This is a genomic window from Rhodopirellula maiorica SM1, from assembly GCF_000346295.1.
GTDB lineage: Bacteria > Planctomycetota > Planctomycetia > Pirellulales > Pirellulaceae > Novipirellula > Novipirellula maiorica.
On the sequence record NZ_ANOG01000290.1, the window covers coordinates 1 to 13,642 of the forward strand.

Sequence of the window (13,642 nt, forward strand, 5' to 3'; positions counted from 1 at the left end):
TGATTCGTTGAACCAAAGCCTCGACATCTTCGCGTTGGGCATCGGACAAATCGTCGGATTGCTTCAACGCGGCACGAATGGCTCCGGTCGCGTTTTCCAGACTTGCGCTGACCTGCTCGACGGCTTGCGGACCAATCGACATGGCCGTGTGATAGTAGGCTGCTGCATCGTCACGGATCACCGATGCAAACTGGGATGGAATCGCTTGTTGGCCACCGTACATCGCTGCCAACTCACTGCCAGCGACCGCCGTGAACGATCCTTCGAACATCAATTGCTTACCCGCTTGATCAATATTCCAACCAATCTTTAGCTCGTCGGTATCTTGGATCAACTGCTCGATTTGCTTAATCGAACTTTCAGCCATTGCTTTGGTGCCTTCGGCATCCGCTTGGTCTTGCTTTGAGATCGCTTGCTCAAAGCCTTGGCGAAGCTGGGCAACAAGCATGTTCCGAGTTTCGGTAGGCACCAGCTGCATTCTCAGCCGGATCGCGATGTCATAGTCGTTCCCCATCCCTTCGAACAACGATGCGGGGTCCGTTGGCGCCAGAGCGAGCAAATCGCGATTGCGAGCGATCGCAGCCCACGTTCCCACTTGGCGGATATAGACCGTGTTCGCACCAACGGCGATCACTAGCGTGCCGTCGTCCAGTTCATCCGCAGGCCCGGTTTGAGCTTCCAAGCGTTTGAGGACCGTCCGCACATCCGCAGTCGGCAACAACGCAATCGGCTCAGGCGTTCCATTGACGAGCGGAACGATGATGCCAATCGGTTGATTGAGATCAACGCCTTGGGTGAACGTTCCAGCCATCATCTGAAAGATACCGCCGTATTGAGGCTGGCCCACAACGCCGGTCAGGTAATTGATGTCCTGCATCAATTTGTTGACCGACCCCAGCGTAACCACCACAACAGGCTCTGTGGCGTCCGTGACGACCGTGCCACCTTGCTCTGCAGCCGGTGCGGTGCCTTGAGCGCTAACAAGTGAATGCGAACTAGCAAACAACGTTGCCGATGCAATGGCAACGACTGCGAGGAGTCGGTTGACCGTAATGGAACAACGGAAAGACATTTTCAAACCATCCTTAGGGAATTCGAAGCAAGTGTTTCAGAAATTATTTATCCGGACCTCTCTGGGAGGGCAAGCCAGAGACAAATCGCCAGCCAATCCGGAGTCTCTATCTAAGTTACCCACACTGAACCGCAATAGTTTCACCGAAGGTCAAGAATGCAACAACCCACCTCGAATGCGTCGTCGCGCAGGTCAACGCCTCACCAGCAACTGAGGACATCCCCCGAACACGCCAAATAGACGCGGCGATGAAGCAGCGTACTGCGATACACGCTACGCGCGGACTTCGTACTGATTGATGAGGGCACTCAATGGCGGGGGGGGGGCAGCACGCATCATCACAGTCGCGCAAAAATGTCACCCGGAAGAACCAAAGCGACGGCGGAGCATCCGCAGAGCCCAACACGACAAGAAGGCTGGCCAACGACTGTGTCTAGAAAACAGGGCCAGCGACCGCGAACGCTATCGTTCCCGGAAAATAATTCGACCTTTGGTCAAATCGTAGGGCGACAATTCGACTCGCACCTTATCACCCGGGACAATACGGATGAAGTGTTTACGCATTCGGCCCGCAACATGAGCCATTACTTCGCTGCCGGTCTCGAGTTGGACGCGGAAACGAGTATTGGCGAGTGCCTGGGTTACCGTGCCTTCGACTTCGAAGGCCTCTTCTTTCTTTGCCAAGAGACAAAACCTGTTTCGTTTGAGGGTATTCGCTGGATTTACAACAGCAGAAAGTGGCATCGATTCCATTGGGAACACAAACCGATTACAGGAAAACCATTCCTACAAACGCTGACTTTTCCCGCGGGAATCATGAACAGAGAACAAACCAACCCGCCAAGTTGGCGGGAAAGTAATTTCCCAATGAATGGGGATGCATATTTCGTGCCACAGTTCTCTTTCGAAAAAGAGCAGCGATTTAACGCTTGCTGAACTGGACACCCCGGCGAGCACCACGAAGACCTGGCTTCTTTCGCTCTTTCATACGCGAATCGCGGGTCAGGTAGCTGCCATCGCGAAGCGGCTCGTGGAGCGATTCGTCGTAGCTAACCAAGGCCCGAGCCAATCCCATGCGTACCGCACCGCTTTGGCCGGTCATGCCGCCGCCGCTGACACGGACAAGCACGTCGACTTGTTCGTTCAAACCAACCGCGTCGAGCGTTTGCTTGATGCTGGCTTGGTCTTGAGCGTTAACAAAATACTCACCCATCGGCTTCGAATTCACGACGATCTTGCCGCTTCCTGCACGAACTCGCACGCGAGCTACACTGCTTTTACGACGTCCCGTACCGAGGGCATCACCGTTGATTTTGTCCTTTTTTACAGCGACCATAAATATCAGTCTGGTGTTTAATTTTTTTCAGATGGATTAACAGCACGTGCGGAAAATCCGTCACGCATCAAATAGGGGTAACCAGCAGAGCAAACTCTACCAGATTTATTTATCGCTACTGGCCTTCTTGCCAACTCGCTGCAAAACGACTGGCTGCTGTGCCGTGTGAGGGTGCTCGGAACCCGCATAAATCTTCAATTTCTTGAGCATTTGCGTTGCCAATTTGTTCTTAGGCAACATGCGACGAACCGCGTGGAAGATCAAATCTTCGGGTTTACGTTGTTGACGATCGCTGTAGCTCTCCAAACGCAATCCAGGATGCCCAGTGTACCACGTGTAGTGACGAACGTCCAATTTACGGCCAGTCATGGCCACTTTGTCGGCGTTGGTGACGATCACAAAATCGCCGCAATCGACGTGCGGAGTGTATTCAGGGCGATGTTTCCCCATCAGCACGACGGCGATATCGCTCGCCAACCGACCGAGAACTTCATCGGATGCATCGACGATGTGCCACTGCTTATCAACTTCGCCAGACTTGGCCATGTATGTTCGTTGAGCAACCACGAGATTGACTTTATTTATCGAGAGCTAAAGGGTGTTTTGAGGTTGAGCCGCCTACGTACGGGTTACCCCGGTGGCTGGCGAGAATCGAGGAATTTATCGGGCAAGGCGGTTAACGGCAAGGCCTTTCGTTCTAGTTTCCCGCTGAATTGCGATGATTTCCCGGCAAAGCTGCCATCTGGGAAACAATCGGCAGCCTGATGTCCTTGGATTGAAGTAATCTTCGCGATCTAGAATTCCCCAGAACCAATTGGTTTTGCGACGATAAAACGCCAATTTGCCGGACGACGAAGGTCAAGTTTCCGAATCGGGACCAAATTGCTCTAAATAACGATCCAATCTCAATTTGCGACGGGTGCTATCGCTGGTCATGTAGCGAACTTTCCCAAAAATGGGACGTTCGGGCCCCCAGGCGCGGTCGAACCGTCCGAGAGTCCAAAAAATACCGCTGTAGGAATTAGGATCCCGCCCGTCGAGCCCATACTTGTTATTGAGCTCGATCATAATCCGTAACGCTTCCTGCGGCGTGTCGGTCCAATGCAAAATCTTCTTGCCCCACAACATTCGCATGTAATTGTGCATGACACCGGTGCGAACGAGTTCACGTTGAGCCGCGTTCCAAAGCGGATCAGCAGTTTCCGCAGCTTCGAACTGCTCGAGCGTGTAGACCTCGTCGCGAGGATCCTGTTCGTGCTTCCGCAGTGTCTCGATCGCCCAATCGGGCAAGGTGTCGAAACGATCGTAGGTCTCCATTTCGCGAAACGTACGATTGAAACTCATTTCACGCCATGTGATTAACTGATCCAACAACGCCTCGGCCGACTCGCTGGTATTCCAAAAACCATTGTTTTTTCCATTCGGCTCGGAAGCTTGGTCGGGCGTCCAATCCTCATGATCCAAGATCCGGTCGACTATTTCGTGGGCCGAGATGTGCCCAAAATGCAAATGCGGACTGAGCCCGGTCGTCGCATTTTCATCGGGATGGTTGCGATCGTCGGCGTAGCGAGACAGATCATTTTTGATAAAGGCGGTCAATCGCGACTGAGCCGCTTTGGCTCCGCCGCTAACCGTCGGACTAGGCTTGACCTGATGGTCGATTGGAATCTTGTCGAGCCCGCCCGACGAGAGCAGCGTGTCGATGTCCGCTGGCGGCCAGCGCCGAGTGATCAACGCAGGCAGTGAATCGAGTTGCGGTAGCCGGATCCTCGACAACGGATCGGGCTTCGGCATTTCCAGCAACACATCGAGGATATTTTTTTGCATCCAGCGGCGGTAACTGTGAGCCACGGTGAAGGTGCGATCGGGCAACCGCAACGGCATCACCCCATTGCTGTCGACCAATTCCAACCTAGCGGGAATCCGATCCTTGACCGCCTTGATCATGTCGGGCAAGAAGAAGCAAGGATATTCGTCTGTGACAACGGTGCACGCTTTTTTGGCCAACCTGTGCAGCAGTGGACTTCCTACGCCCGGTTTGGGTTCGACGTACGGATAATACGTCACCGTTTTTTTTTCTAACGCGGCGGCATTGTCACGCATTCCTTCAATGACAAACCGATGCAAGCGATCGCTCGCCCATTGATAGCGAGTGCGAAGTGGTTCAAAGACAATGAGCGGCTTGTCGAATTCCTTGGCCCGATCGACCGCATGCTGCAGTGCAAAGTTAAATTGAGTCCTCCGGAATGCGATCATCCAGTACAGCACATAATCCCCCTGCGGACGCAGCGGATGGTCGTTGGCATCACAGTGGCGAATCTCGGGAATCAACATGCAGAGGCCACATCCAAAAAACTAACAAGCAATCACCCGTCCGATTGCGAAGCGGTAACTGAGATTCATTGTTGTCTCGTGGCAAGCTTAGCTGGCGGAATCCGAACTCGGCTTGCTGCCCATCATCGCGGCACTCAGCCCGTCAACCGAACGCACATGCAGGTCACGTTGAGGAAAGGCGATTTCGATGTTGTGCTCGCGAAACGCGTCATCAATGGCGAGATGAAGCTCGTGCTTGATGCGGCGATAACTTGCCACGCCACCGACGAATACTCGCAATTCAAAATTGAGCGTGCTATCCCCGAACTCGTTGAAAATCACCATCGGCGGCGGATCCTCGAGCACCGCGGCGTTTTTATCGGCCACCTCGTAAAGTAGCTTCGTTGTCAAACGAGTATCGCTGCCGTAGGCGACACCGACGCTCGTCACCAGTCGCAAACTTGCGTTGCTGAGCGTCCAGTTAACCAGGTTGCCAGTGACAAATTCTTTGTTGGGAACCACTAATTCTTTGTTGTTCCAATCCAGGATGGTTGTCGCCCGAATGCGGATTCGCGTGACAGTCCCGGTCACGTCACCGATCGTCACGGTGTCACCGACTCGCGCCGGTCGTTCGAATAGCAGAATGATCCCGGAGACGAAATTCGCAAAGATCTCTTGCAATCCAAAACCTAATCCCACGGTCATGGCAGCAACCAACCACTGCACGCTGGACCAGCTAACGCCCATAAAATGAAACGCTGCCAAGGCACCGACCAAGATCATCAAGTAGCGTGACATCGCGCTGGCGGCATAGCGTGCACCGCCATCAAGCGGCAACCGCTGCAGCAGCGTGATGTCCATCAACCCAGGCACGTTGCGACACGCAATGATGGTCAACGCGATCGCAACAATCGCCAGGACCAAATCTCCTAGCGTGACCCACACCGGCCCCGAATCCGACTCGGCCGACAGATGCACGTTTAACCACAACGGGTATCGATGCACGACGCCGAGTGCAGGAAAAAACTCGCTCCAAGTCAGATACAAACCGATTGCCCCGAGCAAAATCGGCACCAATTTGACGAAGCGTTGAGCTTGGCGATTGAGATCGGACAATTGCACATGCCCGGCACTTTCGATCATTTCCACCGCATCAGCAGGCATTTCAGGAGTCGCCTGTTTGACCTGCGCCAAAGCTTCACGGCGTTCTCGAGCACGTGCAATGGCAACACGGCGATAGGTGATCAACAACCACCGCATCAACAAGGCGCGGACAAAGATCAAAAACGAGACGATTCCAACCGAAACCACCACACGCCATGACAATTGAACCGCGGCATAGTGATAACCGGCTAGCGACCCAGCTAACAAAACCAACGGGATCAACGCCAAGAGTGGCGCCAACGTGACTCCGACCCTGGCCGCCGGGGAATCCGCAGCAGCACGAATATGAGCCATAATCGTGCTGCGTGGACCGAGCCACACCCACAAAATCACCGCTCCGCTGATCATCGCGATGGCAAACGCGAGTCTCCCGATCGAAGTCGTCATCAAATCGTCGCCACGAAGCTCGGTATACATCACGATCACCGAGCAAGGAACGATAATCCTCGCACTCCAAACCAACCCGCGGCGAATCACGTCGGTCGCGGTGAGATCCCAGCCAAAATGATCTTGGGCAATTCCATCGGTGCGAAAGACGTGGCGAACAAAATCAATGACATACATCAAGATGCTGCCGCTCAAAAGCGCCTTGCCAAACAAATGCAATGGCTCACCGATCAGCGTTGCACTTTCTAATCGCCATGCGATCCACAGCACCAACAGCGCGGCGGGGCTGGCAATCAACATGGTCATCAACACCGCATGGCCGGTCGGAGCAAACAGCGTCGCGTTAGGCCGCGATGCCTCGTGTCCCAGTCGGCTCAGCTCTCTCTTGATTCGCCCGCGAGAAAACAGCAACCATCCGATCAAAATCCAAATCGGCACTGTCGCAAGCGGCTTGTCGCGAAAATCGCGAGCGAGGATCATCATCCCCTGCTTCCAAGGTTGTAGATCAAACGCATCGATCAAGGGTTCGCCCCACGAGAATCCCTCGCGATACCAAATCGGCATGGTGCTGGGCACCCACAAAACATGCTCGGCAACAAACGCCGCATGTTCGTCAATCAAATCCGCTAGTCGCCGCTGTTCGACCTCTAAATTGCTCAACCGGCTCAGCCGTTTACGGGCAATTTCCGTGAGTTCGCGATAGAGTGTCAAACGATCGTTAAAGACACGGCGAAGTTGGTCTTCGATATGTTCGCGATCGTCCGCAGAGATCATCCCGTCGCGACTTTCGATATAGCGATCCACAGCCGCATCGAGATCCAACAGTTTTCGCCGCTCGTTTTCCCACTTCAAAATCTCGACCGTCAACTCACTCATCGCCGCGCGTCGCTTGCGAGATTCCTGATGATACGCCGACGTGCTGGGCAACTCATTTTTCTCGTTGCGAAGCAGTATTCCGATCTCTTCGGAAAACTGAGCCGCTTCGGCTTGATCCCGTGTCTCGGTGAACTGAGCGTTACGTGCCAAATACTCTTCGCGAGTGACGACGATCGCCTTGCGACTCTTTTCCAGCTCTTCTAGCAGCGACGTTTTGCGATTGGCCAAGGCGAGGTTGATTTCAGCGGCATCCTTAATTTCCTGGTCTGCGGATTGAACCGCTTCGACCGCCTGGCTCGCCTTACGCATCGCCTCGGCCTGTTCCGCTTTGGCCAATGCGGACTGCAAATTTTCGACTTGCTTTTGTTTCAGCGTCTGTTCGCGAGCGGTGGCATCACGCTGAAGCGCCAGCAGTCGTTGGGCGTCTTCGGCCACGCGGGTTTCGGTATCGAACAGATCCAAGTCGCTTTTGAGCTGCAGTATCTTTGTCTGCAACGAACTGCGACGCGCCGTCTGCAGTGGATCGGTGTCGTCTTCGGCAATCTCGCTCAACTGTTTCTCGGACTCGACCAAAGCCGACCGGGACGAAGCGATCAGTCCGGGCAATTCGGACGTCCGTTTGCCCCAGAAATCGACCTGCTCATTTAACACGCTCAACTGTTGATCTAAGACAGCGAGATCCGCAAACGCTTGGCGATGCATCACCTGCAATTGGTTCAGCGGCATCTCGTTGACGTTCACGTCGTCCTCGAGAGGACGCACCGCTAATTTTTCAAGCCGAGATTGGGCGGTGCTGAGATCTTCGGCGACAGTGGCCGACTGTTTGGTCAACAACTCCATTCGCTGGGCCGCTGCCTTGGCCTCGTCGATTCGCGAGATCGCCTTTTTCAGTAGCTCGACAATTTGTGCCTTTAGCGCGTCATCCAAATCGACCGATGCGGTGACCTGTTGAATCCGCGTTTCCAGATCACTTTTGCTGGGCACTTGGGGGTCGGGAAGCCCATTGGTCGGCACCCCGTTTGCCTTGTCGGAATCGTCGGACATCGACGCCGCGTTCGCGTCGGGCGAAGAAACCCCATCGACTTGTTCGGCCGCCGCGGTTGCCTCGGCTGCCGAACGGTCATTGCGTGGGGGGAGGCTCGATTGCGAGTTGGTCGATTGCGAGTTGGTCGATTGCGGGCGGGTCGATTGCGAATCCGCTGCCCCCGGCGAGTTTCCTTCTCGGGTCGAGGTTCCTTCTCCGGGCGCGGTCAGCTGTAGCGGTGGCGTCTCCTGAGCCGCTACCTGAGTGATGCAAAGAAACAGCAACAGACAGAACATGCCGCTTTGACAAATCCAGAGTCTGCCGCATGACGCAGCCCTCAAAAAACACAAACGACGCAAAAGAGACTCCATTGGGTCGAAAACCGCCTGCTCGATGACAAGCCTGCCCTCTACAGCAGCGATAGCCACTCAAGCTTACGCGGCGTAGCATATTGGGGTCAATTACGTTCGACCATGAACCGACCGCAGTTTCCGGAATCGACCGATGCCAAACGACACGGCAAATCGTTCGCGACACGGCAAATCGCTCGCGAGGTTCTCGGGGGTTCGCGGTTCAAAGCCGAGCGACTTCGGCTACATTCATGCAAATCACAGCAGCGCATCCTATTTCCAGCTCCAGTATTTCCAATCATTGGACTCCATTTTCCCCGATAGATTGAGGCTCCCGACGTGGGACGTAGGCGACGAAGAATTCCTTGGGCCCTCGTTTTGGCCATCACGCTCGCCTGCATCGCGGCGGCCTACGTTTTTGTCATGGCATGGTGGCAATCACGAGGCACCTCGCATTACCGCCCAGCGGACCTCTACCTGACTCGGTTGATGGACGTGGCGATTGCGGCTTGGTTGTTTTGGATTGGGTCGTCGATCGGCAGCTTTCTAAACGTGGTCGCATGGCGAATGCCGCGAAACCAAAGCGTCAATGGACGATCGTATTGCCCACGCTGCAGCACCCGGCTGAAGGCACGTGACAATTTCCCTGTGTTTGGTTGGTTGGCGCTGCGGGGACGGTGCCGTACTTGCCGGCTTCCGATCTCGCCACGCTATCCGATTGTCGAAGCGGCAGTCGGCATCAGCATCACCTTGGTCGGGATCGCCGAGATCTATCGCTTGAGTCTGCCGTATCAAGACCAACACTGGCACGGGGGCCCGCTGTGGATTCCGATCGTCGATCAAGCGATGCTGTTGACGCTGCTGTATCACGTAATCGCAATCGCAATGAGCTGGGCGATCGGGTTAATTCGCATGGACGGCCATCCGCTGCCTCGACGGCTGAGCGGCACCGCGGCGGTAATGTTGATCGGCGGCATGCTAATCGTTCCGTCCGTGATGACAGTCCCCTGGCAAATGCAGGTGTCTGCGAGGTGGCGAGGCGACGGGCTATATTTTGATGCATTGATGCGAGTGATCACGGCGTTGGTGGCTGCCACGTTTCTGGGCCGCTGTTTGGCTCGAGGGCTGTGCATCGGTGCGGATCCCAAACTTGATCCGCTGGGGAAATCGACGATTCGGTTGGTCGATTTGATCACGATGATTGCGGTACCGGCATTGGTGCTGGGATGGCAATCCTTGCCCGCCGTGCTGGTGGTCGGAGCCTGTATTGCATTGGCTTTAGGCCGCGTCTTGCCAAGTTCGACAGACATGCTCGGCCGCTTTGCCATCGCGATGCCGATCACACTATGCTTGTCGATTCTGTTGTGGCGTCCGCTACACGCAGCGGCGTTTTGGCCTAGCGACGGCAGCTCGCCCTGGGTGCTCTTGGCGGCTGCCGCGTTGCTGTTGATCACCCCGACGTGGCTTCGGGAAAGGCAAACGCTAGAGGGCCAATCACTGCCCTTTGACGAACCCAATGACCACGACAGCGCCGCAGCAGACTCAACTGTTTCTAAAAATTGATCCGCAAGCCATAGACTTGGGCTCGCTCGGGTAACTAAAATTTGCAAATCCGAAATCGGCGATGGTTCCGATTTCACTTCCCCACTATTTGGCGAGTTCGCGGTCATGAAAAGACGCATGTTGAGTGTTTTAGTTTTGACTATGGCTTTGGTCGTATCGGCAAACGCAGACGATGCGAAACCGAAAAAGAAAGGCGATCGGGCAGGCGGAAGAAATGCGGGTGCAGCCCAGTTGATGAAACCGTTCGCAGAGGTTGACTTGACGGAAGAGCAAACCGCCAAGATCAAAGCCTTGGGCAAGGCAATGAACGAGAAGAGCAACGCGATCCGTGAGGAAGCGGGTGTTACCCAAGAATTGATGAAAAAGCGAGCCGAAGCGATGAAGGAAGCTCGCGAATCAGGCAAGAAAGGAAAAGAGTTGGCAGCCGAAGTCGACGCCAAGGCAGGTTTTTCGGAAGCTCAGGTCAACGCGATGAAAAAGGTGGCGGAACTTCGCAAGAACTTCATGCAGGAAGCGGTCGCTCTGCTGACGCCCGAGCAAAAGGAAAAGCTTCCCGCCCGCGTCAAAGCGGCTGGAAAACCAGTGGGCAAAGAAAAAGCCAAAGGTAAAGGCAAGAAGAAGAAAGAGGCTGAATAGGCCTTTTCCCTGCCTCTTCCCCCCACAGAAAACCCAACTGGAAACGGTTGATAACGCAAAGCTTCGGTTCATGATTGAATCGAAGCTTTTTTGTTATGATTAAGCGTTCTGGTGCGGCGGCTAAGGGCCATTCCCTGTGCGTCGACCGACAATCCATCGACCCCCACAAGGCAATCCAAACGTGAGACTATTTAGTTCGGCGATCCTCGCACTCGCTCTTTTGACTGGCATCGCTTCGGCGGAAACCACCAAACTTGTCCTGGTCGCGGGCAAACCATCCCACCCACCTCGGATGCACGAATTCAACGCCGGGGTTCAACTATTGGCAAAAAGTTTGTCGTCGGTCGAGGATTTGGAAACCGAATTTGTCTTGAACGGTTGGCCTGAGGACGAATCGGTCTTTGACAATGCCGATGCCGTCGTGTTCTACATGGATGGCGGCGGCCGACATGAAGTGGTCAAAGAAGAGGGCCGTCGATTGAAGCTTATCGACAAATGGGTCAAAAATGGCGTCGGCGTCGGTTTCATGCACTTCGGCGTCGAAGTGGTTGCGGATCAAGCGGGCGAGGAATTCAAAGATTGGATCGGCGGCCATTACGAACACATGTTCTCGTGCAACCCGTTCTGGGAACCAAAGTTTGTCACGCTGCCGGATCATCCCATCACTCGCGGGGTAAAGCCCTTCCAGATCAAAGATGAGTGGTACTTCAACATGCGGTTTGCGGGTGACATTGCCGGAAACGAAGCAGCAGAAGTCGATGGAGTCAAATTTCAACCGATCTTGGTCGCCGTGCCATCGGATGATGTTCGCGATGGCCCCTATGTTTACCCCAGAGGCCCGTACGAACACATCCAGGCAAACCAAGGTCGCGCCGAAGCGATGATGTGGGTCGTCAATCGCGACGATGGTGGACGCGGACTTGGATTCACCGGCGGCCACTTTCACGACAATTGGGGCAATGACGATTTCCGCAAAGTCGTGCTCAACGGATTGCTCTGGCTGGGCAAGCACGAGGTCCCCGAGGGCGGCGTCGAGTCGGCAGTCACCCAAGCCGACCTGGACGCCAACCTCGACAAAAAGAACCGCCGCTAAAGAAGTGGGATAGGCTTCCAGCCTGTCAGTCCAGCTTCGTTACTTATTTTTCCTTTGCCAACATGTTATTGACCTACAATCTCGCGTCTCCGGTTAATTTGGGCGACACCGCGCGTCTCGGACTTACCTGAGGCGAACGGTGTCATTGACGCATCGATGCCACTGGATTCCCGCAAAGTCGCGGAACAACGATAGTCGGAACGATGCCCCAGCAGTACTTTCAGGTTCACTCCACAATTGCTCAACGCACAAGTCTATCGCAAACTTTCGAAGGCGGTCGTTGCGCATCAAAGTGAGGACTTGCTGACGTCGGATGTATTTGGTGCGTTAAAATACTTGCCTAGCCAATATCTTGCTCGCGTTCTCACGACGATTGCTTCCGAGAACAAACAAAGCGCCGAATTCAACGGCATCTTGCCAGATCTACTAGCGCAAATTGAAACCTTTCGCTTCCGTTTTTGGCCAAACTACCGCAACCCGGATGGCTTTCCCGGACTACGAACCGAACCGGACGTCGAACTCCACAGCAACGGAGCGATTTTGTTTTTCGAAGCAAAACTCAATAGCGGTTTTGCCCCATCGCAAGTCGAACGAGAATTGCTCGTTGCATGTGAGCAAGCGAATCACCGAGAGTTTTTCCTAGTCCTAGTGACACGGGGAATGGCGGCGGGAATGTTCCGGTGCAACGAGAAATGGATCAGTCTTGAAGAGTATATGGAGAATGCAAAGGTCGCTTACGCAGAGCGTCCTGATATTGCACTCAAAATTAGCAAGAACCGATCTAGAATCCTGACGATAAGCTGGGAATCAATAATGAAAGCGATGCTAGATGCATCCGAGCAAGTCAGCGATACAGACACAGGTGAAAACGAGAGCGATAGGCGGTCGCGACAGATGGCTTGGGACCTAATGAGGGTCATGCGAGCTCGGAATCTTTTCGTATTCCGTGGTTTTTCAACTCTTGGCAACTTGAACTTCCCCCCCTCCCACTCTGACCAGCCCATATTCTTTCGCTCGGAATCCCTCATGAGCCCAAGTACTAACGTTGAAATAAACATCTCGAAAAACATCAACTCGGGAATGTCGTTGGTTTACAAACTTTATGGGGAAATGAATGCCCTGTTGAAGGTTCTGCAAAGGGCACTAATGAATTCTGAAAATGACCTACGACCTCAGAACTCAAAAGGGTTTCGACTTTATTCGATCACAGAAAAATCGTTCCCCGAGCAACTGATGGCAACCGACATGGGACTCGTTTTGGCAATCGGTGCCGAAACCCCCGACTTAGCCGCGACAAAATCAACGAAGAAAGCTGGGCAAAAACAAAAATCTAGAAAACCATCGAAAATCACTTCTCAGTCGCGTTACCTAATGATTCGCGCCGTCCTTTTTGATCCCGATGAGAATATCATGACATTTGAACCTGGGATCATAGCTGCGGTCGTTGGCGATCTAACTTGGCGGTCAAAAACGGTCAGCAAGAACTTGGAATGCGACGAATTCGACGTCCGGCCGAAGGCAATCAGCAGTCTTGCCAAACGGATCACCGTCACAGCAGAAATCGGAGACACGATCACTCCCCGGCCAGAGTCTCAAGATCCGAGATTGAAGGGGAAGATTCAGCGGATCGAGTTCAGACCATTGAGTGAATTGACGTCGGAGCAGCAGGTCAACGAATTCATCGCAACCTTACTGCACATGTCAGCCGAAGGCGTACGCGCATCCGATAGGCGTACGCCTATCGGCTAACGGCAACGCTGTGAAGCAATTTTGTGACTCGAATGCTTACGTTTTGAAGTTGCACTTTTGTATAAAGGGGCAACGCCCC

General features: G+C 54.0%; 9 protein-coding genes and 1 pseudogene. 4 read left to right on the forward strand and 6 right to left on the reverse strand.

Annotated elements, in window-relative coordinates:
• The 6 genes and pseudogenes from RMSM_RS09510 to RMSM_RS09535 all read right to left on the reverse strand — a co-directional run.
• Window positions 1-1,072: pseudogene (locus tag RMSM_RS09510) on the reverse strand (hypothetical protein); the annotation flags it as partial.
• Between the two features lie 462 nt (window positions 1,073-1,534).
• Entirely contained in the window at window positions 1,535-1,756 is a 222-nt protein-coding gene (gene infA, locus RMSM_RS09515) for a translation initiation factor IF-1 (protein WP_040764994.1), read from the reverse strand.
• A 238-nt stretch (window positions 1,757-1,994) separates the two neighbouring features.
• Complete coding sequence (gene rpsI / locus RMSM_RS09520) at window positions 1,995-2,408, reverse strand: 30S ribosomal protein S9 (RefSeq protein WP_008694726.1); 414 nt, start codon at window positions 2,406-2,408, stop codon at window positions 1,995-1,997.
• A gap of 105 nt (window positions 2,409-2,513) precedes the next feature.
• The gene (gene rplM, locus RMSM_RS09525) at window positions 2,514-2,954 is read right to left on the reverse strand and encodes a 50S ribosomal protein L13 (protein WP_008694728.1); all 441 of its coding nucleotides are present in this window, start codon (window positions 2,952-2,954) and stop codon (window positions 2,514-2,516) included.
• Between the two features lie 312 nt (window positions 2,955-3,266).
• On the reverse strand, window positions 3,267-4,742 hold the full coding sequence (locus RMSM_RS09530; RefSeq protein WP_008694731.1) for a cryptochrome/DNA photolyase family protein: 1,476 nt from the start codon (window positions 4,740-4,742) through the stop codon (window positions 3,267-3,269).
• An 87-nt stretch (window positions 4,743-4,829) separates the two neighbouring features.
• Entirely contained in the window at window positions 4,830-8,468 is a 3,639-nt protein-coding gene (locus RMSM_RS09535; RefSeq protein WP_008694733.1) for a mechanosensitive ion channel domain-containing protein, read from the reverse strand.
• 432 nt (window positions 8,469-8,900) lie between these two features.
• On the opposite strand from RMSM_RS09535, the gene RMSM_RS09545 reads away from it, so the two are divergent.
• From RMSM_RS09545 to RMSM_RS09560, 4 genes are all read left to right on the forward strand, one after another.
• On the forward strand, window positions 8,901-10,085 hold the full coding sequence (locus RMSM_RS09545; RefSeq protein ID WP_008694735.1) for an A24 family peptidase: 1,185 nt from the start codon (window positions 8,901-8,903) through the stop codon (window positions 10,083-10,085).
• Between the two features lie 141 nt (window positions 10,086-10,226).
• Entirely contained in the window at window positions 10,227-10,721 is a 495-nt protein-coding gene (locus RMSM_RS09550) for a Spy/CpxP family protein refolding chaperone (RefSeq protein WP_008694737.1), read from the forward strand.
• A gap of 181 nt (window positions 10,722-10,902) precedes the next feature.
• A complete protein-coding gene (locus RMSM_RS09555; protein ID WP_008694739.1) occupies window positions 10,903-11,814 on the forward strand; it encodes a ThuA domain-containing protein in 912 nt (303 codons plus the stop codon).
• 540 nt (window positions 11,815-12,354) lie between these two features.
• Complete coding sequence (locus RMSM_RS09560; protein ID WP_144057522.1) at window positions 12,355-13,563, forward strand: hypothetical protein; 1,209 nt, start codon at window positions 12,355-12,357, stop codon at window positions 13,561-13,563.
• Window positions 13,564-13,642 lie beyond the last annotated feature (79 nt).